This window comes from Streptomyces sp. NPDC006733 (assembly GCF_040636125.1).
Lineage (GTDB): Bacteria > Actinomycetota > Actinomycetes > Streptomycetales > Streptomycetaceae > Actinacidiphila.
In genome coordinates this window covers 1-20,795 of the sequence record NZ_JBEYJD010000016.1, presented here as the reverse complement: position 1 = coordinate 20,795, position 20,795 = coordinate 1, and the positions used below count along the sequence as shown (strand labels likewise).

The following is a 20,795-nucleotide window of genomic DNA, read 5'->3' as shown; positions in this document are numbered from 1 at the left end:
CGTCTGCGTCGTGCCGAAAAGTTCTTCTGATCCGTTGCGGATCACCGTTCTCGCCGATTCCGACACCCGATGGAAATGGGGCGCGCTGACCGCGCGCCGTATTGCGTCCGATGTCAGGCTCGACGCCCGCCTGCTCCGCGGCCGGGCCACTCCGACGAGCCGCCAGCTCGCCGAGATCGGTATTCCCGCGGAGACGATGCGCGAGGTCACGGCCGCCGAGTTCCTCGGCGAGGCCGGTCACGGCCGTGCGGAGGACGGCGGCTGCGACGTCATCGTGCTCGCCTGCGTCGGCGGCACCGTCCAGGCCATGCTGCACGGCCTGGCGCGCGCCTGGGAGGGGACCGCCCGCCGCCCGGTGGTCGTCACCGGCTACGTCGGCGTGGTCTACGAGAAGCTCGCCGACGGCCTGCTGCTGCGGGCCGGCGCCGACGTGGTGCTGGCCAACAGCGCGCACGACGCCCGGCGCTTCCGCGACACCTACGCCGGGGTCGGCGCGGACACCGCGGGGATCGTCGAGACGGCGCTGCCGTTCCTGGAGGGCGCGCCCTACCAGCCGTCGGACGAGCGGCCGTTCACCGTCACCTTCGCCGTGCAGCCGTCCGCGCCGGAGGGCCGGGCGGACCGCACGTACCTGGCCCGCCGCGCGGTGGAGCACGCCCGGCGGCACCCGGAGCGCGAGGTGCTGGTCAAGCTGCGCAGCAAGCCCGGCGAGCACACCACGCACATCGAGGAGCACCCGTACCAGAAGCTCGTCGCCAAGCTCGGCCCGCCGGAGAACCTGCGGCTGGTCTACGGGCACATGGGCGAGGTGCTGGACCGCACCGACCTGCTGGTGACCGTCAGCTCCACCGCGGCGCTGGAGTCCCTGCACCGCTCCGTCCCCACCGCCGTCCTGACCGACCTCGGCATCCGCGAGTCCCTGGGCAACCACCACTTCCTCGGATCCGGCTGCTTCGCCTCCTGGGACCAGCTCGACGAGGGCCACGTCCCGCGGGCCGACCCGGACTGGCTGGCCGCCCAGGGCGTGGCCGCCCACAACCCCTTCGGCGCCCTGCGCGAGCGCGTCGGCGCGCTGCTGGCCGCCGGTGAACTGCCGCCGCCCGCGCCGTACTACACCCCGCTGACCGCCCCCGGCTACCTGCCGGGCGTGCTGGCCCGGCACGGCCTCGACGCCAAGGGCGAGCCGCTGCCCGGCGCGGTCGCCGAGCGCGAGCCCAGTGCCCTGCGCCGCGTGCTGCGGGACGCCGCGCGCAACGCCGCCCGCACCGCCTACCGGCAGGGCGTGCAGCGCGTCGCGCCCGTCATCCGCCGCTGGGGCCAGCTGTGAACCACCGACCGACCGGAGCACCCGTGACCACCCCCTCGCCCGCGACCGCCGGCACCCCGGCCCGCGTCCTCGCCGTCATCCCCGCCCGGGGCGGCTCCAAGGGCGTGCCCGGCAAGAACCTCGCGCCCGTCGGCGGCATCCCGCTGGTGACCCGGGCCGTCCAGGCGTGCCTCGCGGCACGGCGGGTGACCGACACGGTGGTGTCCACCGACGACCCCGCCATCGCCGAGGCGGCACGGGCCGCCGGTGCCGAGGTCGTCCTGCGGCCCCCGGCCATCGCGGGCGACACGGCGAGCAGCGAGGCCGCCGTCCTGCACGCCATGGACGCCCACGAGGCGATGCGCGGCGGTGCCGGCGGCCTGGTCGATGTCGTGCTGCTCGTGCAGTGCACCAGCCCCTTCATCACCGGCGAGGAGGTCGACGGCGTCGCCGCCGCCGTCCTCGAGGGCGGCGCCGACACCGCGCACACCGTCGCTCCCTTCCACGGCTTCGTCTGGCGCGAGGGCGACGGCGCCGACGGGGGCCACGGCGTCAACCACGACAAGGCGACCCGCCCGCGCCGCCAGGACCGCCCGCAGGACCTGCTGGAGACCGGCGCCGCGTACGCCATGCGCGCCCCCGGCTTCCGCGCCGCGGGCCACCGGTTCTTCGGCCGCACCGCGCTGGTGCGCACCGAGCCGGCCCGCGTCCTGGAGATCGACGAGCCGGACGACCTCGCCCGCGCCCGCGCGCTGGCGCCGCTCCTCGACGCCGGCTCCACCCCCACCCTCGGCGACATCGACGCGGTGGTACTCGACTTCGACGGCACCCAGACCGACGACACGGTGCTGATCGACGCCCAGGGACGGGAGAGCGTCGCGGTCCACCGCGGCGACGGGCTCGGCATCGCGGCACTGCGCCGCGCCGGGCTGCCCGTCCTGATCCTGTCCTCGGAGACCAACCCGGTCGTCGCGGCACGGGCCAGGAAGCTGCAGGTGCCCGTCCTGCACGGCATCGCCCGCAAGGACCACGCGCTCAAGCAGTGGTGCGAGGAGCAGGCGATCGCCCCCGAACGGGTCCTGTACGTCGGCAACGACGTCAACGACCTCGGCTGCTTCGCGCTGGCCGGCTGGCCCGTCGCCGTGGCCGACGCGCACGGCGTCGTCCAGGCCTCGGCCCGCTCCATCACCTCCACCCCGGGCGGCCGCGGCGCGATCCGCGAGATCGCCGGGTGGATCCTCGGGCCCTCGCTGGCCACCCCCCTCACCGACCCGCCCTACGCGCCCCTCGCGGCAGTCCCCTCAGCACCTCTTTCTGCAAAGGAACACTCCCAGTGACCAGCACCCCCTTGACCCCCAAGAACCTGCGCCCGGTCGGCTCCCGCTACATCGGCACCGGACAGCCCGTCTACGTCACCGGTGAGATCGGCATCAACCACAACGGTGACCTGGAGAACGCCTTCGCGCTCATCGACGCCGCCGCCGCGGCCGGCTGTGACGCCGTCAAGTTCCAGAAGCGCACCCCCGAGGTCTGCACCCCGCGCGACCAGTGGGAGATCGAGCGCGACACCCCCTGGGGCCGCATGACGTACATCGACTACCGGCACCGCGTGGAGTTCGACGAGAAGGACTACAACGCGATCTCCGACTACTGCCGCAAGCGCGGCATCGACTGGTTCGCGTCCCCGTGGGACGTCGAGTCCGTCGAGTTCCTGGAGAAGTTCGACCTCCCCGCCCACAAGGTCGCCTCCGCCTGCCTCACCGACGACGACCTGCTGCGCGCGCTGCGCGCCACCGGCCGGACGATCATCCTCTCCACCGGCATGTCCACGCCGAAGCAGATCCGGCACGCGGTCGAGGTGCTCGGCAGCGACAACATCGTGATGTGCCACGCCACGTCGACGTACCCGGCCAAGCACGAAGAGCTCAACCTGCGCATGATCAACACGCTGCAGTCCGAGTACCCGAACGTGCCCGTCGGCTACTCGGGCCACGAGGTCGGCCTCCAGACGACGCTGGCCGCCGTCGCGCTCGGCGCGGTCTTCATCGAGCGCCACATCACCCTCGACCGCGCCATGTGGGGCTCCGACCAGGCCGCCTCCGTCGAGTCCCAGGGCCTGGAGCGCCTGGTCCGCGACATCCGCATCATCGAGACCTCGCTCGGCGACGGCGTCAAGAAGGTCTACGACGGCGAGCTCGGCCCGATGAAGAAGCTCCGCCGCGTCCCCGGCGTCGTCGCCGAGGCCGAGGCGGCCGGCGCGGACCGCGCCACCGCGTCCGTCTGACGAAGGCGCCCGCCCGCACGCGCCCCCATGACCCGAGGGCACAGCGCACCACGCGACCCGTTCGACTCAGTCGACCCAGTCGAACCACGGACATGAGGAGTACCGGGATGACCGCGCCCGCAACCGGCCGGGGACCGCTCGCACTGGTCGAGTCCCCTGTCCAGCTCCTCAACGTCCTGGAGTGGTCGCACGTACACCCCCCGACCGCGGCCGCCGCACCGCGTCCCGGGACGGCTCCGGCCGTCCCGGGCGGCGGCCCGGTCACCGGACCGCTCACGGTCGTGGTGCTCTCGCCCCGCGACCCGATGAGCCGCGGGCAGCTGCGCCGGATGGCGGAGCTGGCCCGGGACGACGGCATCGACGTCCGCTGGTTCGAGGCCCGCAGCAACCGGCTCGGCCTGCTGCGCACCGCACTGACCCTGGCGCCGCTGCTCCTGCGCCTGCGGCACCTGGTGATCGGCGACCCGTTCTCCCGGCTGGTGCAGGTGCTGCTGCCGCTGTGCCGGGCCCGGGAGATCACCGTGGTCGACGACGGCACCGCCACCATGGAGTTCACCGAGATCCTCAGCAGCGGCGGCCGCCTGGTGCGCTGGCACCGCGCCGGCCGGCGCTCGCCCGCCGACGCGGCCTTCGCCGTCTTCGCCTCGGCGGCCCGCCGCCGGCTGACCCCCGGCCGCCGCCGCACCGTCGAACTCTTCAGCGCGATGCCCGCGACGCCGCCGACCGGAATGGCGCTGCGCGCCAACCGGTTCGCGTGGACGCGGTCGCGCTTCGGTCCGCCGCGCATCAGCGCGGGCACCGACATCATCGGCACGTCCCTCGTCGAGACCGGCGTCGTCGACCTCGACCGCTACCTCGCGGCGGTCGGCGCCCTCGCCGAAACCCACGGCGCCACCCGCTACTTCGCGCACCGCCGCGAGGACACCGCCAAGCTGCACCGGCTCGCCGTCGAGACCGGGCTGGAGATCGTCCGCCCCGACCTGCCGCTGGAACTCGTCGCCCGGCGGGGGCCGATCGGCCACACCGTCCTCAGCTTCCCCTCCACGGTCGTCCACACGCTGCCGCTCGCGCTGGCCGGGACGGGGGTGAAGGTCGTCGTCCGCGACATCGACGAGGCCTGGCTCACCCACACCGCCTCCCCGCGCGCGCAGGGCTTCCTCTCCGGCATCACCGGCACGGCCAGGGACCTGCACGGCCTGACATCGGCGACGGCGACGGCCTGAACACCCGCGAACCCGCGACGGCGTGACGCCCGCGACGGCGTGACGTCCGTCACGGCCGGCTGCCCGCAGCCGGGCCGACCGACCGGCGTCCGGCGCCTTGCGGCGATGTCCGGACGCGCGACCCGCGCGGTTCGAGCGGCCCGCGACGCCCCGCCCCTAGCCTTCCGACCGCAGGTGGAGCCGTTGCCTCGCGATCGCTGAGTCGTTGAGCGAGGATGGTAGGGGTGGTACGGGCCCAACAGGGCGAGTTACCCCCCGGAGGGATTGGGTATGCGCCGATCGGGTGATTTCTTCTCCTCCAACAGGAACGAATTTCTCTCGATCAATGCTGGAGGATCTCTCATGGGGCCTACGCTGTCGGAGGTGAACGACTCACCCGCAGTGCCATCCGGCGCGCTGCCCGCCGGGCTGCGCGCCGAACTGATCGCGTTCCACCGGGACTTCGGCCTGCACCCCGCCGCCGGACGGCAGGACGGCGAGGCCGCCGCCAAGGCCGTCCGCGCCCGGCTGGAGCAGGACGGACTGCGTCCGTGGGCGCTGCCCGGCGGAGCCGGAACCGTCTGCGACATCGGTGCCACCGACCCCGCCCGCCCGCGCCTCGCCCTCCACAGCGACCTCCCCGCGGTGCTGCTCGGCGCCGGTCTGACGCTCGCCGCCCTGGAGCGCGAGGGCACCCTCCCGCGCCCGGTGCGGCTGATCCTGGGGCCCGCGGGCGCGGCGGCCCCGTCCGGCACGGGCGGCGCGCTCGGCGCCATCGAGGCGCGGGTGCTGGACGACGTCGACCGCATCCTCGCCGTGCACGGCGACCCGTCCCTCGACGCCGGACGGGTCGGCCTGCGGCAGGGCCCGATCACCGCGGCCGTCGGCAGCCTGGTGCTGAAGCTCGACGGCGCGGGCGGCCACAGCGCCCGCCCGCACCTGACGACCGACCTCGTGATGGCCACCGCGAAGATGGCCATCGAGCTGCCGGCGGTGCTGGCCCGCAGGATGGACCCGCGCTCCGGCGTCCGGGTCGTGTGGGACCGCGTCGAGGCCGGCCACGCCTGCAACGTCATCCCGCAGCACGCGGAGCTGGAGGGCACCGTCCGCTTCCTGGACCCGGTGGCGTGGCGCGACGCGCCCGACCTGGTGCACGAGGTGATCGACCAGGTGGCCGGCACGTACCGGGCGAAGTGCGAGATCCGGTACCAGCGCGTCGTCCCGCCGGTCGTCAACGAGATGGCGTCGACGGAGCTGCTGCGGGAGGCCATGAAGCGGAGCCGCGGCGCGCACGCCGTCGAGGACTCCGGCCAGAGCCTCGCGTACGAGGACTTCGCCTGGTACCTGGAGCACGTGCCGGGAGCGCTCGCCCGGCTCGGGACGCGCCCCGCCCTGGGGCCGCCGCGACACGGCGCCCATCCGGGTGAACCGGCGGGCTCCGAGGACCCGGTGGTGATCGGCGCGGAGCTGCTCACAGGGGCTGCGCTGCTGGTCTGACGGTGGGTGGCAGGACGCTCACGGGTGGTTCACCTGGCCGAAATGCGTCGATCCGATAACAGGTCTTCATTCAGCCTTTACCTGACATCTACGCGCGTTAAGCTCCCGCTTAGCCAGCGCCGGACGGGGCGCTTTCGAATGAAGGGGACCCTCGTGCGCCGGGTTACCAAGATCGTTGCCGCGGGTGTCGCTTCCGCGGCCCTCGCCCTCACTGCCACCGCGTGCGGCAGCAGCAGCTCGGACGACAGCAAGGACAAGGGCGTAGGCATCGCCTACGACGTCGGCGGCCGGGGCGACCACTCCTTCAACGACTCCGCCGCGAAGGGCCTGGACAAGGCCAAGGCGGAATTCAAGCTGGGCTCCAAGGAGCTCACCGCGAAGAACACCGACACCGAGGCCGACCGCGAGCAGAAGCTCAACGACCTCGCCGGTGCGGGCTACAACCCGGTCATCGGTGTCGGCTTCGCCTACGCCGACTCGGTGAAGGTCGTCTCGAAGAAGTTCCCGAAGGTGACGTTCGCGATCGTCGACTCCGTGGTCGAGGGCGCCAACATCGACAGCATCAACTTCACCGAGGAGCAGAGCTCCTACCTGGCGGGCGTCGCCGCCGCGCTGAAGACCAAGACGAACAAGATCGGCTTCATCGGCGGTGTGGACACCACGCTGATCAAGAAGTTCGCGGGCGGCTTCCAGCAGGGCGTCAAGGACACCAAGCCGGCGGCCACCGTCGACATCGAGTACATCACCCAGGGCGGCGACTTCTCCGGCTTCGCGAAGCCGGCCGAGGGCAAGGCCAAGGCCAAGGGCATGCTCGACCGCAACATCGACGTGGTCTACGCGGCCGCGGGCAGCTCCGGCTCCGGCGCCATCGAGGCCGTCGCGGGCAAGAAGGGCACCTGGGCCATCGGCGTCGACGGCGACCAGTACCAGGACAAGGGCCTGGCGCAGTGGAAGGACTCGATCCTCACCTCCGCCGTGAAGAACGTCGACGGTGCGGTCTACGAGGTCATCAAGAGCGTCAAGGACGGCAAGCCGCTGGTCGGCACGCACGTCTACGACCTCAAGGCGGGTGGCGTCGGCCTGGCCACCTCCGGTGGCTACATCGACGACATCAAGGCGCAGATCGACGCCGCCACGAAGAAGATCACCGACGGCACGCTGAAGGTCCAGACGACCCCGAGCAGCTGATCGCCGACGCGGGGCCCGGCAGGGAGCTCAACGTTCCCTGCCGGGCCCCGCGCCTTTGCTGCCCCTGGCCGTATGTATCCCGCGACAACTGTGGATCTGGCGCCGCTACGCGCGTAGAGTCCGATCCTCGCGATACGTTCGCCCCCACCGCTCCGCTCTGCCCCGCGAGGAGAGTGCGTCATCAACGCGTCCAGCAGTCCCCCCGCCGTCGAACTGCGCGGCATCACCAAACGCTTCCCCGGCGTCGTCGCCAACCGTGACATCGACATCACCGTGCTCCGTGGCACCGTCCACGCCCTGGTGGGTGAGAACGGCGCGGGCAAGTCGACGCTCATGAAGATCCTCTACGGGATGCAGCGCCCCGACGAGGGGACCATCACCCTCGACGGCACGAAGGCCGATCTGCACACCCCGGCCGACGCCATCCGGCTCGGCATCGGGATGGTGCACCAGCACTTCATGCTGGCCGACAACCTCACCGTGCTGGAGAACATCGTTCTCGGCGCGGAGCAGTTGCACGGCATCGGCGGCAAGGCCCGCGCCAAGATCAAGGAGCTCTCCGACGCGTACGGCCTCGGCGTCCGCCCCGACCTCCTCGTCGAGGATCTCGGAGTCGCCGACCGCCAGCGCGTGGAGATCCTCAAGGTCCTCTACCGCGGCGCCCGCACCCTGATCCTGGACGAGCCGACCGCGGTCCTCGTGCCGCAGGAGGTCGAAGCGCTCTTCGCCAACCTCCGCGAGCTCAAGTCCGAGGGCCTGACGATCATCTTCATCTCGCACAAGCTGGGCGAGGTGCTGTCGGTCGCCGACGCGATCACGGTCATCCGCCGCGGCACGACGGTCGGCGACGCCGACCCGAAGACGGTCACCGTCAAGCAGCTCGCCGAACTCATGGTCGGCAGCGAGCTGCCGTCGCCGGAGACGCGCGAGTCGACGGTGACGAGCGAGGTCCTGCTGGAGGTCAGCAACCTCTCGCTGATCGACCAGGGCATGCAGTCGACGAAGCCCGCGGGCCGTCATACGTCCGTCAGCATTCTCTACGTCGACAAGATGAAGGCCGCCGACGCGCGGATGGTCCTTGACGACATCTCCCTCACGATTCACAAGGGCGAGATTCTCGGAATCGCAGGTGTGGAGGGCAACGGCCAGGCTGAACTGGTCGAAGCCCTGATGGGGATGCGCGGCCTCGACGCCGGCACCGTCAAGCTCGAGGGCGTCGACATCACCACCGCCCCCACCCGCAAGCGCCGCGAGGACGGGATCGGGTACATCCCCGAGGACCGCCACCGGCACGGCCTGCTCCTCGAGGGCACGCTGTGGGAGAACCGCATCCTCGGCCACGTCACCGAGAAGCCCAACAGCCGGGGCGCGCTGCTGGACCTGACCGCGGCCCGCCGCGACACCGAGCGGATCGTCAAGGAGTACGACGTCCGCACGCCCGGCATCGAGGTCACCGCGGCCTCCCTCTCCGGCGGCAACCAGCAGAAGCTGATCGTCGGCCGCGAGATGAGCCACCTGCCCAAGCTGCTGATCGCCGCCCACCCGACCCGCGGTGTGGACGTCGGCGCGCAGGCACAGATCTGGGACCAGATCCGGCAGGCCCGCCGCGAGGGCCTCGCCGTGCTGCTGATCTCCGCCGACCTGGACGAGCTGATCGGCCTGTCCGACACCCTGCGGGTGATGTACCGCGGCCGCCTGGTCGCGGACGCCGACCCCGCCACGATCACTCCTGAGGAGCTGGGTTCCGCCATGACCGGCGCCGCTTCCGGCCACCTCGAGCACACGGATGCCGGAGGAGAGGACCGATGAAGAAGTTCGACAAGGACCGGCTGATCCTCGGCCTGGCCGCTCCCGTACTCGCGATCGTCGCCGCCTTCGTCCTCACCGCGCTCGTGCTCCTGGCCACCGGCAAGGAACCGTTCCACGCGTTCAACGTGATGTTCGACAAGGGCCTGACCAGCGACAGCCAGGTCTTCATCCTCAACAAGGCGACGCCGTACTACCTCGCCGGCATCGCGGTGGCCATCGGCTTCCGGATGAACCTGTTCAACATCGGCGTCGACGGCCAGTACCGCCTGGCGGCGTTCTTCGCCGCCGTCGTCGGCGGCGCGGTGAACCTGCCCTCCTTCGTCCAGATCCCGCTGATCATCCTCACCGCGATGCTCGTCGGCGCGATGTGGGCGGGGATCGCCGGGGTGCTGAAGGTGACCCGGGGCGTCAGCGAGGTCATCACCACGATCATGCTGAACGCCATCGCCACCGCGGTGATCGGCTACTTCATGATCCCCGGCCGGCTCGCCGAACTCCACGCGGACACCAACTCGGTCTCCACCAAGGAACTCCCCGCCTCGGGGCACTTCTTCGGGTTCGACATGGGCTCGGACGGCACCGTCTGGGGCTTCATCGTCGTCGCCGTCCTGGTCGGCGTCCTGTACTGGTTCGGCCTGTCCCGCACCCGCTTCGGCTTCGACCTGCGGACGGTCGGCCAGTCCGAGTCCGCGGCAGGCGCCAGCGGCGTCAACGTCAAGCGCATGGTCATCACCAGCATGCTGCTGTCGGGCGCCATCGCCGGCCTGGTCGGCATGCCGGTGCTGCTCAACAACGCGCACGAGTTCAGCACCGAGTTCCCGGCCGGCATCGGCTTCACGGGCATCGCGGTGGCGCTGCTCGGCCGCAACCACCCGATCGGCATCGCGCTCGCCGCGCTGCTGTGGGGCTTCCTCGAGATCGCCTCCAGCAAGCTGGAGTTCGAGGACTACGACAAGGAGATCGTCGGCGTCATGCAGGGCATCATCGTGCTCTGCGTCGTCATCGCCTACGAGGTCGTCCGCCGCTACGGCATCAAACGCCAGCAACAGAAGGTCGGCGAAGAACTCGCCGCCCAGGCCCGTAACGCCAAGCAGGAGGTGGCAGCGTGAGCGCCACGGCTACCCCCGGCAAGAACGCCAAGAGCCCCGCGGCCAAGATCCGCGCCAAGCTCACCCTCTCCCGCGTGCTGCTGATCGTCGCGGGTGCGCTGATCCTCATCTCCGCGGTCCGCGCCATCACCGGCGCCAACGACATGACGTCCTCGGGACAGATCTCCGGCGCCCTGACCATGGCCGTGCCGATCGGCCTCGCCGGGCTCGGCGGCCTGTGGTCGGAGCGGGCCGGCGTGGTCAACATCGGCCTCGAGGGCATGATGATGCTCGGCATGTTCTTCGGGGCATGGGCGGGCTGGCAGACCAACCCGTGGCTCGCGGTCGTCGCCGGCATCGTCGGCGGCGCGCTCGGCGGGCTGATCCACGCCGTCGTGACCGTGACCTTCGGCGTCGACCACATCGTCTCCGGTGTGGCGATCAACATCCTGGCGCTGGGCGCCACGCAGTACCTGGCGAAGATCTGGTTCAGCCTCGGCGAGGCGGCGGAGAAGGGCGGCAGCCCCAAGCAGTCGCCCCCGATGGACGACATCAAGTCGTTCACCGTCCCCGGCCTCTCCGACTGGCTGCACACCATCGAAGGCCACCACTGGTTCCTGGTCTCCGACCTCGCCGGGATCATCGGCGGCCTGGTCACCGACCTGTCGTCGCTGACCATCCTGGCCGCGCTGCTCTTCGTGGCCACGTTCTACATCCTGTGGCGGACCGCGTTCGGCCTGCGGCTGCGCTCCTGCGGTGAGAACCCGATCGCCGCCGAGTCGCTGGGCGTCAACGTCTACAAGTACAAGTACCTGGCGGTCATCGCCTCCGGCGGCCTCGCCGGCCTCGGCGGCGCCTTCCTCGCCATCGTCCCCTCGCACATCTACAACGAGGGCCAGACGGGCGGCCGCGGCTACATCGGCCTCGCCGCCATGATCTTCGGCAACTGGCGGCCCGGCGGGCTCGCCATGGGCGCCGGCCTCTTCGGCTACTCCGACAGCCTGCAACTGCGCAACGGCGGCCAGACCGTGCACGCGCTGCTGCTGGCGCTCGCGGTCGCCCTGGTCGCGCTGGCCGCCTGGCGGCTCTACCAGAAGAAGTACGTCCCGGCGGTGATCGGCGCTGCCGTCGCCGTGCTGCTGGTGGTCTGGTACGCGCTGACCGACACCGTGCCCGACCAGCTCGTCGGTGCCACGCCGTACATCGTCACCCTGCTGGTCCTCGCGCTCGCCTCGCAGCGACTGCGGATGCCGAAGGCCGACGGCCAGCCGTACCGAAAGGGCCAGGGCAAGTGACGAATTCTCCTCCCGAGGGGTCTTCCGGTGCCGGCATTGACGTCGGCTCGGATTCCGTCGATTCCGTCGACTGGGACGGCCTGCGGAAGCACGCCCGGGACATCATGTCCCGGGCGTACGCCCCGTACTCCAAGTTCCCGGTCGGCGCGGCCGCCCTCGTCGACGACGGCCGGATCGTCGTCGGCTGCAACGTCGAGAACGCGGCCTACGGCGTCGCGCTCTGCGCCGAGTGCGGCCTGATCTCCGCGCTGCACGCCTCGGGCGGCGGCAAGCTCACCGCCTTCACCTGCGTGGACCTGCGCGGCAACCTGCTGATGCCGTGCGGGCGGTGCCGCCAGCTGCTGTGGGAGAACGGCGGCCCGGACCTCCTCGTCGACACGGCGCGCGGCGTCGTCCCGATGAGCGAAGTCCTGCCGGACGCCTTCGGCCTCGAAGACCTGAACCGCTAAGGAACCCCTGTCATGGACGTCATTTCCGTCATCCGCACCAAGCGCGACCGCGGCCGCCTCAGCGACGAGCAGATCGACTGGGTCATCGACGCGTACACCCGCGGTGCCGTGGCCGACGAGCAGATGTCCGCGCTCGCCATGGCGATCCTGCTCAACGGCATGGACCGCGCGGAGATCGCCCGCTGGACCGCCGCGATGATCAACTCCGGCGAGCGGATGGACTTCTCCTCGCTGCCGCGCCCCACCGCCGACAAGCACTCCACCGGTGGTGTCGGTGACAAGATCACCCTGCCGCTGGCGCCGCTCGTCGCCGCGTGCGGCGCGGCCGTCCCGCAGCTCTCCGGCCGCGGCCTCGGCCACACCGGCGGCACGCTCGACAAGCTGGAGTCCATCCCGGGCTGGCGCGCGTCGCTCTCCAACGCCGAGATGCTCGACGTGCTGCGGGGGACCGGCGCGGTCATCTGCGCGGCGGGTGACGGCCTCGCCCCCGCCGACAAGAAGCTGTACGCGCTGCGCGACGTCACGGGCACCGTCGAGGCGATCCCGCTCATCGCCTCCTCGATCATGTCGAAGAAGATCGCCGAGGGCACGGGCTCGCTCGTGCTCGACGTGAAGGTCGGCACCGGCGCCTTCATGAAGACCATCGAGGACGCGCGCGAGCTGGCCTCGACCATGGTCGGCCTCGGCACGGACCACGGCGTGCGCACGGTCGCCCTCCTCACCGACATGTCGACCCCGCTGGGGCTGACCGCCGGCAACGCGCTGGAGGTCCGCGAGTCCGTCGAGGTGCTGGCGGGCGGTGGCCCGGCCGACGTCGTCGAGCTGACGCTGGCGCTGGCGCGCGAGATGCTGGACGCGGCGGGTCTGCGCGACGCCGACCCGGCGAAGGCCCTCGCGGACGGCTCCGCGATGGACGTCTGGCGCCGCATGATCGCCGCGCAGGGCGGCGACCCCGACGCGGCGTTGCCGGTGGCGCGGGAGCAGCACGTCGTGAACGCCTCGACGAGCGGCGTGCTGGAGATCCTCGACGCGTACGCCGTCGGCATCGCGGCCTGGCGCCTGGGCGCGGGCCGCGCGCGCAAGGAGGACGTGGTGCAGCTGGGCGCGGGCATCGAGCTGCACGCGAAGCCGGGCGACAAGGTGGTGGCGGGCCAGCCCCTCATGACCCTGCACACGGACACCCCGGAGAAGTTCGCGTACGCCCTGGAGGCCCTCCACGGCGGCATCCTGGTCGGCCCGGCGGACGCGACGTTCGAACCGAAGCCGATCGTTTTGGACCGGATCGCCTGATTGTGCGGGTGCGGGGGCGGGCCGGGGGCCGGTGACTCCGGGGGTGGGTTTCGAAATCGTATATTTACGGGCCCTGGGGGCCCACAAATACACGGCAGCATTTCGAAACCCACCCCCTCCGCCCCCACCCCCCTCCGCTCAGACGCCGGGGAACTCGCCGTCGCCGACTGCGGACGCGAACGCCCGCCAGGCGTCGGCGGTGAAGAGCAGGGTGGGCCCGTGCGGGTCCTTGGAGTCCCGGACGGCCATCGAGCCGTCCGCAAGGCGGGCGCCCTCGATGCAGTCGCCGCCATGGTCATTGCTGTAGCTCGACTTGAACCACTGGGCGTTGTGCAGGGCATCAGCCTTGGTGATCATCGGTATCAATGCTCCTTGATCGCTTCCTTGATCATGCTTAGGGACTCCTGTGGTCCCGAGGCGAGGGACTGCAACTCGGAGAACGCGTCGGCGTACTGCTCGACGTCACTATCACTGCGCTTGACCCAGGCGTCCCCCAGGTTTTCCAGGTAGACCATCGGCTTCAGCGCGAGCTTCTCCGGGAACTGGAAGACGACGAACGCTCCGTTCATCCCTGGGTGAGCTCCGGAGCGGAACGGGGCGACCTGTACCCGCACGTTGGGCCGTGACTCGACCATGTGAACGATGTGGGTGAGCTGGTCGCGCATGACGGACGCCCCACCTACATTCCGGAGCAGCACCGCCTCGTTGATGATCGCCAAGTACTTCAGCGGTGAGTTGGGGCGCGCCAGGATCTCCTGTCGGGTGGTCCGCACGGCAGTCATGCGGTCAACGTCTTCGGCAGATAGTTCCATGAGCGATCGCTGATGAGTCGCGCGGACATACGCCTCGGTCTGCAACAGGCCGGGGACGAACTCGGACTGGTACGTCTGGACAGCTGTTGCGGTGGCTTCGAGGTCGAGAAACGCCTTGAAGCCAGGGGCGATGACGGGGCGGTACTCGCGGGTGAGCCACCAATCCCGCTTGGTTCGGGTAACGACCGAGTACCCGTGCAGCCGAGCACGCGTCTCCGCATCCGCGTCGTAGATGTCGCACAGAGCCACTACGTCGTCGGGCTCGACAGATGAGTTCTCGCCGGTTTCGAGCCGGGTCAGCTTCGAAGGACTCCACCGCAGCTTCTGCACCACCTGAGAGCCCTTGAGCCCGGAGGCCAGACGGAGTTGTCGCAGCTCGCTTCCCAACTGGAGTCGACACAGGGCGGGGGTTGCCGCCTCCACGTCCGTGATCATCTGCTGCTCCTTCGCGCAGTTTTCCAGTGTGTCTGCGAAGGTTCCGCGCCTGCAAGAAACCTTCTGCGTCGCAGCGGGAGATCCCGGAAGTGGGCGTGAACCTGCCTCCTCGGCAGGGGAATTCGCGCTCAATTTTGACGACCAGAATTCCACCGAACACTGTCACCGTAGCGCCGGGACTGCCACGCTGGCATGCAGTTGCTCACATAGAGCACGCGCATATGCGCCGAGAGTAACGATGTCGGGGCAACCCCGGAACGACGGAGGCACGACCATGCAGCAGGTACCCAGCCGGGGAGTTCGCGCCGAGGGCGCCGTGGTGACGACGAGCTGGCCGTCCTCCCCCTGCTCGGTCGACCACGCCCGCCGCATGCTGGAGGAGGCGCTCACCGGCTGGGGGCTGGCCGAGCTGTCCGAATCCGCCGCGCTCGTGATCTCCGAACTGATGACCAACGCCGTGATGCACGGTGGGGTGCCGGGGCGGCGGATCGAGACGCGGGTCATCCGGCTGGCGGGCGGCGTACGCATCGAGGTGCACGACGCGAACGCGAAGCGGCCGGAGCTGCGGCGTGCGTCCGACGACGACGAGCGCGGGCGTGGCCTCGCGCTGGTGCACGCACTGACTGACGGCTGCTGGGGTGTGAACACCCGCGTGGGCGTCGGCAAGCGCGTCTGGGCCCAGGTGGCCCCTAAGGGCTCCGATCCGCAGCTTCCCAATATGGGTGAACGGGATCAGCAGACGCCCAGCGATCCCGTTCTGCGTGCTGGGATCGCACCATGAGCGCACTCAACGTCGAGCCCGGCGAATACCGCTGGGACGGCCTGGTCCGCATCTGGGAAGAGACGGACGTTCCCGAGGGCTGCACGGCGCAGATCATCGAGGGGATCATTACCGTGACCCCACCCCCCAGCAAGGCCCACAACATCATCGCCGCGAAGGTGCAGCGTCCCTTGTACGGGGTGATTCCTGATGACGTGGGGATCTACCAGCGGCTGGGCGTCGCCATCCCTTCGCGCCAAAGCCTCTGCGTTCCCGACCTGGTGATCGCACCAGTGTCAGCCCTGCGGACCCCGGGCTACTTCATCCCCGCCGATGAGGCTCATCTCGTCGCCGAGATCACCTCCCCGGGAACCGCGAGCCCGGACCGGACCGGCAAACCCGCCGCCTACGCCTGCGCCGGAGTGCCGCTGTACCTACTCATCGACGGCTGGGCGCCCGGTGGTCCGACCGTCACCCTTTTCGCCGAGCCCCAGGGGATCTACTACCGCTGCCACCGCGCGGTGAAGTTCGGCGATCCGGTCACGCTGCCCGAGCCGTTCGGCATCACGTTGGACACCCGGACGTACCCCGTCTGCTGAGCGCCGGGCCCAGCCGACCGACGAGCTGGAACGTGAGGGTGACGGGTCCGCAGGTGCAGGGGTCCGAAATGCTGCCGTGTATTTGTGGGCGGCCACGCCCGTAAATATACGATTTCGGACCCCTGCACCGGAGGGCCCGGCGCCCGACCTGCTACCTGTCCCGCAGGGGCCCCACTCCGGCGCCGCAGCGCGAAGGGCGCCCGGCCTGCTACCTGTCCCGCAGAGGCCCCACCCCGGCGCGTAGCGCGAAGGCACCCGCCCGCCGCGCGGAGACCGCAGCCCGCCGCGTCGCGTAGAGGGTGATGCCCGCGACGCCCGCCAGGGCCAGGCCACCGAACGCCGCCGTCCCGCCCCACCCCATGGAGTGGTACGCGGACGCGCCCACCGTGCCGCCCACGCTGTTCCCCACGTAGTAAGCCGTCAGGTATAGCGCGGAAGCCTGGGCGCGCCCAACCGTCGCCGTGCGGCTGACCGCCGACGAGGCCACGGCGTGGCCGGTGAAGAACCCGGCGGTGATCAGTACGAGGCCGGCCAGGACCAGCGCCAGCGACGACGACAGGCTCAGCAGCAGCCCGGTGCCCGCCAGGGTCACCGCGACGTAGAGCGCGCCCCGCCGGCCGACCCGGCTCAGCAGGACGCCGGAGCCCGCCGATGCCGCCGTTCCCACCAGGTACACGAGGAAGATCAGGCCGACCGCCGTCTGCGAGAGCGAGAACGGGGAAGCCATCAGCCGATACCCCAGCACGGTGTAGACCGCGCCGAAGACGGCCATGAAGAGCAGGCCGATCGCGTAGAGGCGCCGCAGCAGCGGGTTGCCGAGGTGGGCGGTGACCGTGCGCAGCAGGGCCGCCGGGTTGACCGGGCCCGGCTGGAAGTTCCGGGCCGCCGGTACCAGCAGCCGGAACGCGACCGCGCAGGCCAGTGCCACGAGGCCGACGACGAAGAGCGCGGTGCGCCAGCCGAGTGCCTGCGAGACCGCTCCGGAGAACACCCGCGAGCTCATGCCGCCGATGCTGTTGCCCGCCACGTACAGCCCGATCGCGGACGCGACCGCCTTGGGGTGGATCTCCTCGGCGAGGTACGCCATGGCCGTCGCGGGGAGGCCGGCCAGGGCCGCGCCCTGGGCGGCCCGCAGGACGACGAGCGTGGTGAGGTCCGGGGCGAACGGGATCACGAGGGCCAGCAGCGCGGCGCTGAAGACGGAGGCGGTCATGACCGCCGTGCGGCCGTACTTCTCGCTGAGCGCGCTCACCGGCAGCAGCGCGACGGCGAGGGCGGCCGTGGTGGCGGTGACCGTCAGGCTGGCCTGCGCCGGGGTCAGCGCGAGGTCGGCGGAGATCGCGGGGAGCAGCGCCTGCGTGGAGTAGAGGAGCGCGAACGTCGCCAGGCCGGCGGCGAAGAGCGCGAAGTTGGCGCGGCGGTAGCCGGGGCTGCCGGGGCTGAGCTTGGTGGCGTGCGCCGCTTCGGCGGTGGTGTCGGGGGACGACGGAGTGGAGGCGCCCGCGCGCGGTGCGGCGGACGCCTCCGTATCGGCGGGAGGCATGCCATGAATCTAGGGCCGCAGTATTTATGCGTCCAATGCACAAACAGTGCACTATTGATGCTGTGGAGCATGAAGCGAGGTCAGCGGGGCCGGTGTCATCGTCCAGCAACGGAAAAGACACGTCCGTAACAGGCCGGACGCCCGCCGTCCCGCCGGCCGCCGCCGACCTGGACGGCGAGTCCTGGGCGGCGGTGCTGGCGCCCCGCCTCGCCCAGTTCGCCGCCGTGGCGCGGCACGAGCACGTGACCCGCGCGGCGCAGCAACTCGGAATGCCGCAGTCGACGTTGAGCCGGGCGATGGTCCGGCTGGAACACGACCTGGGGGTCGCGCTCTTCGCCCGCCGGGGCCGCAACGTCCGGCTGACCCGCGCCGGTCACACGTTCCTGGCGGCGGCCGAGCGGGCGCTCGGCGAGGTCGAGCGGTCCGCCGAGGCGGTGCGGGTGGACGCGGACCCGCACACCGGCAAGGTCGCGTTCGGCTTCCTGCACACGCTCGGGTCCGAGACCGTCCCGTCGCTGCTGCGGGACTTCCGCGCGGACTATCCGCGCGTGCAGTTCCAGCTCGTGCAGAACTACGCCGAGGCGATGCTGGAGCGGCTGCGCGCCGGAGAGCTCGACCTGTGCCTGACGTCGCCGCCGCCCGATGCCCCGGACCTGGTGGTGCGGCGGCTCGACGAGCAGCGGCTGCGTCTTGTGGTCCCGGCCGACCACCGGCTGGCGACCCGCAGGCGGGTGCGGCTCGACGAGGCGGCGGGCGACCTGTTCGTCGCCCTCGAACCCGGCTACGGGCTGCGGCGGATCACCGACGACCTGTGCGCCGAGGCCGGGTTCGTGCCGCGGGTGGCGTTCGAGGGCGAGGAGGCGGAGACGTTGCGCGGCCTGGTCGCGGCGGGGCTGGGTGTGGCCCTGCTGCCGCCGCCGGCGGTGCCGCGGCCGGGGGTGGTGGAGCTTTCGGTGTCGTCACCGCGCGCGGTCCGGTACATCGGGGTGGCGTGGCTGGACGGCCACCCGGACACGGCGCCGGTGGCGGCGTTCAAGAAGTTCCTGCTCTCGCGGCGGGGGCAGTTGCTGCCGCGGTGAACCGCGTCTTCCGGCGCGAGCGCGCGGCGTTCAGCGGTGGGACGTCCGGCCGAAGCCGGAGGCGAGCGGCATCCGAAGGCCCAGCGGCGGTGGCGCCGCCAGGGCGTCGGCTATGGGGCGGGCGAACGGCCGGCCCAGGAGGGCGCCCAGCGCGAAGTCGGCGGTGAGGGCGGCGATCTCGGCGCGGTGCTGGGTGAGGTGGTGGCCGTCGGTGTGGACCTCGAAGCGGCAGACGTCGCGGTTGACCTTCTTCGCGCGTTCCGCGAGGAGGTAGGAGAGTTCGGGATCGGTGGCGAAGTCGTCGGTGCCGTGGGCGATCAGGACCTGCCGGCCGATGAGCTGCTTCACCGGATCGGGTTCCTCGCCGGGCGGCAGCCAGGGGGAGAGCGCCACCACGGAGTTGACGGCCGGGTGGCCCGCGGCGTGCAGGGCCGCGCGCGCTCCCATGTCCATGCCGACGAGGCAGACCGGGACGTCGCCGTAGCGGCGGACGATCTCGCCGACCGCCCACTCGGCGTCCGCCGCCGGATGGGCGTTGCCGCCGTTCCAGCCGCGGTAGCGGTAGTGCACCACGTGGGCGGCGAGGCCGCCCGTCCTGCCCTCCCGCACGAGGTGGCGGGCGAGCGGCCGCATGAGGGCGGCGGCCAGGGAGGAGGGGCGCCGGGTGCTGGCGGGGTCGCCGCCGGGAAGGACGAGGGCGACGGCGCGGACCGTCCCTCCGGTCTCGCGCCGCGGGGCGGGCACGAGTCCCGGCGCGACCGGCCGGCCGAGCCGGGCACCTCGCGCCGTCAACGCTTGCGAAGCCATGGCCCAACGATGGCAGAAGGAGGGGTGCCGACTACATGGCCCTGCGGAAAATAATCGGTCACGGGAGGCGATCTACGCGCGTAGGCGCTATCGTTCGTGGATGCAGAGCCAGAATACGAGCACCCCGACCCCGGACCAGATCCGTCGCGCGCCCAAGGTGCTCCTCCACGACCACCTCGACGGCGGGCTGCGTCCCGGCACGATCGTCGACCTCGCCCGCGCCGTCGGCTACGCCGGTCTGCCCGAGTCCGATCCGGACAAGCTCGGCACGTGGTTCCGCGAAGCGGCCGACTCCGGCTCCCTGGAGCGGTACCTGGAGACGTTCGCCCACACCTGCGCGGTCATGCAGACCCGCGAGGCGCTGGTGCGGGTCGCCGCCGAGTGCGCGGAGGACCTCGCGGCCGACGGTGTCGTGTACGCGGAGATCCGCTACGCCCCCGAGCAGCACCTCGAAGCCGGACTGACCCTCGAAGAGGTCGTCGAGGCGGTCAACGAGGGCTTCCGGGAGGGCGAGCGCCGGGCGCGCGAGGACGGCAACCGCATCCGCGTCGGCGCGCTGCTGACCGCGATGCGGCACGCGGCCCGTTCGCTGGAGATCGCCGAACTCGCCAACCGCTACCGGGAGCTCGGCGTCGTCGGCTTCGACATCGCGGGCGCCGAGGCGGGCTTCCCGCCCACCCGGCACCTGGACGCCTTCGAGTACCTCAAGCGGGAGAACAACCACTTCACGATCCACGCGGGCGAGGCCTTCGGCCTGCCGTCGATCTGGCAGGCGCTGCAGTGGTGCGGCGCCGACCGGCTCGGACACGGCGTGCGCATCATCGACGACATCCAGGTCGCCGAGGACGGTACGGTCGAGCTGGGCCGGCTCGCGAGCTACGTCCGCGACAAGCGGATCCCGCTGGAGATGTGCCCGACGTCCAACCTGCAGACGGCGGCGGCCCCCTCGTACGCCGAGCACCCCATCGGGCTGCTGCGCCGGCTGCACTTCCGGGTCACGGTGAACACCGACAACCGGTTGATGAGCGGCACGAGCATGAGCCGTGAATTCGACCACCTGGTCGAGGCGTTCGACTACACCCTCGACGACCTGCAGTGGTTTACGGTCAATGCGATGAAATCAGCATTCATCCCTTTCGATGAACGTCTCGCGATGATCAATGACGTAATCAAGCCCGGATACGCCGAGCTGAAGGCGGAGTGGCTGTTCCAGCAGGCCGTCGTCGCACCGGCGCTGGCCAGCGGTTCTGCCGCGTCGCAGGGCTGATCGGACGACCGCGACCGTGCCGCCGCCCGTGCCGCCGTCTCCGCGCCGCAACCCGCGCTCAGCGCCGGGCCAGGTAGGCGTGCAT

Annotated in this window: 19 protein-coding genes; 15 read left to right on the top strand and 4 right to left on the bottom strand. The window is 71.2% G+C overall.

What is annotated here, in order from left to right; translation table 11 throughout:
- Positions 1-34 precede the first annotated feature (34 nt).
- The 11 genes from ABZ721_RS16125 to ABZ721_RS16075 all read left to right on the top strand — a co-directional run bounded on the left by ABZ721_RS16125 (position 35) and on the right by ABZ721_RS16075 (position 13,408).
- A complete protein-coding gene (locus ABZ721_RS16125; protein ID WP_358789242.1) occupies positions 35-1,327 on the top strand; it encodes a DUF6716 putative glycosyltransferase in 1,293 nt (430 codons plus the stop codon).
- Between the two features lie 23 nt (positions 1,328-1,350).
- Complete coding sequence (locus ABZ721_RS16120; RefSeq protein ID WP_358789241.1) at positions 1,351-2,643, top strand: acylneuraminate cytidylyltransferase; 1,293 nt, start codon at positions 1,351-1,353, stop codon at positions 2,641-2,643.
- Positions 2,640-3,590 carry an N-acetylneuraminate synthase family protein gene (locus ABZ721_RS16115; RefSeq protein ID WP_358789240.1) on the top strand — a complete coding sequence of 317 codons (951 nt, stop codon included), beginning with the start codon at positions 2,640-2,642 and terminating at the stop codon, positions 3,588-3,590. The genes ABZ721_RS16120 and ABZ721_RS16115 overlap by 4 nt, the downstream gene beginning before the upstream one ends.
- A 107-nt stretch (positions 3,591-3,697) precedes the next feature.
- Positions 3,698-4,813, top strand: a complete 1,116-nt coding sequence (locus ABZ721_RS16110) for a hypothetical protein (RefSeq protein WP_358789239.1) — start codon at positions 3,698-3,700, stop codon at positions 4,811-4,813.
- Between the two features lie 342 nt (positions 4,814-5,155).
- Positions 5,156-6,289 carry an amidohydrolase gene (locus tag ABZ721_RS16105; RefSeq protein WP_358789238.1) on the top strand — a complete coding sequence of 378 codons (1,134 nt, stop codon included), beginning with the start codon at positions 5,156-5,158 and terminating at the stop codon, positions 6,287-6,289.
- Positions 6,290-6,442: 153 nt separating this feature from the next.
- A complete protein-coding gene (locus ABZ721_RS16100; protein WP_358789237.1) occupies positions 6,443-7,477 on the top strand; it encodes a BMP family ABC transporter substrate-binding protein in 1,035 nt (344 codons plus the stop codon).
- Positions 7,478-7,657: 180 nt separating this feature from the next.
- Positions 7,658-9,286: an ABC transporter ATP-binding protein gene (locus ABZ721_RS16095; RefSeq protein WP_358789352.1), complete on the top strand. Its 1,629-nt coding sequence runs from the start codon at positions 7,658-7,660 to the stop codon at positions 9,284-9,286.
- Complete coding sequence (locus ABZ721_RS16090; RefSeq protein ID WP_358789236.1) at positions 9,283-10,395, top strand: ABC transporter permease; 1,113 nt, start codon at positions 9,283-9,285, stop codon at positions 10,393-10,395. Before ABZ721_RS16095 ends, ABZ721_RS16090 begins: the two co-directional genes overlap by 4 nt.
- Before the next feature lie 47 nt (positions 10,396-10,442).
- Positions 10,443-11,669, top strand: a complete 1,227-nt coding sequence (locus ABZ721_RS16085) for an ABC transporter permease (RefSeq protein ID WP_358789351.1) — start codon at positions 10,443-10,445, stop codon at positions 11,667-11,669.
- Between the two features lie 35 nt (positions 11,670-11,704).
- Positions 11,705-12,118: a cytidine deaminase gene (locus tag ABZ721_RS16080; RefSeq protein ID WP_358789350.1), complete on the top strand. Its 414-nt coding sequence runs from the start codon at positions 11,705-11,707 to the stop codon at positions 12,116-12,118.
- A 12-nt stretch (positions 12,119-12,130) separates the two neighbouring features.
- Positions 12,131-13,408: a thymidine phosphorylase gene (locus tag ABZ721_RS16075; protein ID WP_358789235.1), complete on the top strand. Its 1,278-nt coding sequence runs from the start codon at positions 12,131-12,133 to the stop codon at positions 13,406-13,408.
- Between the two features lie 138 nt (positions 13,409-13,546).
- Here ABZ721_RS16075 and ABZ721_RS16070 read toward each other — a convergent pair whose 3' ends face one another.
- Together ABZ721_RS16070 and ABZ721_RS16065 are read right to left on the bottom strand one after the other, a co-directional pair.
- Entirely contained in the window at positions 13,547-13,765 is a 219-nt protein-coding gene (locus ABZ721_RS16070) for a DUF397 domain-containing protein (RefSeq protein ID WP_358789234.1), read from the bottom strand.
- A gap of 5 nt (positions 13,766-13,770) precedes the next feature.
- On the bottom strand, positions 13,771-14,655 hold the full coding sequence (locus ABZ721_RS16065) for a helix-turn-helix transcriptional regulator (protein WP_358789233.1): 885 nt from the start codon (positions 14,653-14,655) through the stop codon (positions 13,771-13,773).
- Between the two features lie 274 nt (positions 14,656-14,929).
- On the opposite strand from ABZ721_RS16065, the gene ABZ721_RS16060 reads away from it, so the two are divergent.
- Both ABZ721_RS16060 and ABZ721_RS16055 read left to right on the top strand, forming a co-directional pair.
- Positions 14,930-15,436, top strand: a complete 507-nt coding sequence (locus tag ABZ721_RS16060) for an ATP-binding protein (RefSeq protein WP_358789232.1) — start codon at positions 14,930-14,932, stop codon at positions 15,434-15,436.
- Positions 15,433-16,014: a Uma2 family endonuclease gene (locus tag ABZ721_RS16055; RefSeq protein WP_358789231.1), complete on the top strand. Its 582-nt coding sequence runs from the start codon at positions 15,433-15,435 to the stop codon at positions 16,012-16,014. Before ABZ721_RS16060 ends, ABZ721_RS16055 begins: the two co-directional genes overlap by 4 nt.
- 208 nt (positions 16,015-16,222) lie before the next feature.
- On the opposite strand, the gene ABZ721_RS16050 is transcribed toward ABZ721_RS16055, so the two are convergent.
- Positions 16,223-17,557, bottom strand: coding sequence for an MFS transporter (locus tag ABZ721_RS16050; protein ID WP_358789230.1), 1,335 nt, complete (start codon positions 17,555-17,557; stop codon positions 16,223-16,225).
- A gap of 92 nt (positions 17,558-17,649) precedes the next feature.
- Between ABZ721_RS16050 and ABZ721_RS16045 the strand changes: the two genes are divergently transcribed.
- A complete protein-coding gene (locus ABZ721_RS16045; protein ID WP_358789229.1) occupies positions 17,650-18,636 on the top strand; it encodes a LysR family transcriptional regulator in 987 nt (328 codons plus the stop codon).
- A gap of 30 nt (positions 18,637-18,666) precedes the next feature.
- Here the strand turns inward: ABZ721_RS16045 and ABZ721_RS16040 are convergent, their stop codons facing one another.
- Complete coding sequence (locus ABZ721_RS16040) at positions 18,667-19,443, bottom strand: alpha/beta hydrolase (RefSeq protein ID WP_358789228.1); 777 nt, start codon at positions 19,441-19,443, stop codon at positions 18,667-18,669.
- 100 nt (positions 19,444-19,543) lie between these two features.
- On the opposite strand from ABZ721_RS16040, the gene ABZ721_RS16035 reads away from it, so the two are divergent.
- Positions 19,544-20,710, top strand: a complete 1,167-nt coding sequence (locus tag ABZ721_RS16035; protein WP_358789227.1) for an adenosine deaminase — start codon at positions 19,544-19,546, stop codon at positions 20,708-20,710.
- Positions 20,711-20,795 lie beyond the last annotated feature (85 nt).

What these genes read in the sequence shown, in the direction of transcription:
- ABZ721_RS16110 (WP_358789239.1), top strand. Translation starts at nt 3,698, where the DNA reads ATGACCGCGCCCGCAACCGGCCGGGGACCGCTCGCACTGGTCGAGTCC.
- ABZ721_RS16105 (WP_358789238.1), top strand. Translation starts at nt 5,156, where the DNA reads ATGGGGCCTACGCTGTCGGAGGTGAACGACTCACCCGCAGTGCCATCC.
- ABZ721_RS16090 (WP_358789236.1), top strand. Translation starts at nt 9,283, where the DNA reads ATGAAGAAGTTCGACAAGGACCGGCTGATCCTCGGCCTGGCCGCTCCC.
- ABZ721_RS16075 (WP_358789235.1), top strand. Translation starts at nt 12,131, where the DNA reads ATGGACGTCATTTCCGTCATCCGCACCAAGCGCGACCGCGGCCGCCTC.
- ABZ721_RS16070 (WP_358789234.1), bottom strand. Translation starts at nt 13,765, where the DNA reads ATGATCACCAAGGCTGATGCCCTGCACAACGCCCAGTGGTTCAAGTCG.
- ABZ721_RS16065 (WP_358789233.1), bottom strand. Translation starts at nt 14,655, where the DNA reads ATGATCACGGACGTGGAGGCGGCAACCCCCGCCCTGTGTCGACTCCAG.
- ABZ721_RS16060 (WP_358789232.1), top strand. Translation starts at nt 14,930, where the DNA reads ATGCAGCAGGTACCCAGCCGGGGAGTTCGCGCCGAGGGCGCCGTGGTG.
- ABZ721_RS16055 (WP_358789231.1), top strand. Translation starts at nt 15,433, where the DNA reads ATGAGCGCACTCAACGTCGAGCCCGGCGAATACCGCTGGGACGGCCTG.
- ABZ721_RS16050 (WP_358789230.1), bottom strand. Translation starts at nt 17,557, where the DNA reads ATGCCTCCCGCCGATACGGAGGCGTCCGCCGCACCGCGCGCGGGCGCC.
- ABZ721_RS16040 (WP_358789228.1), bottom strand. Translation starts at nt 19,443, where the DNA reads ATGGCTTCGCAAGCGTTGACGGCGCGAGGTGCCCGGCTCGGCCGGCCG.
- ABZ721_RS16035 (WP_358789227.1), top strand. Translation starts at nt 19,544, where the DNA reads ATGCAGAGCCAGAATACGAGCACCCCGACCCCGGACCAGATCCGTCGC.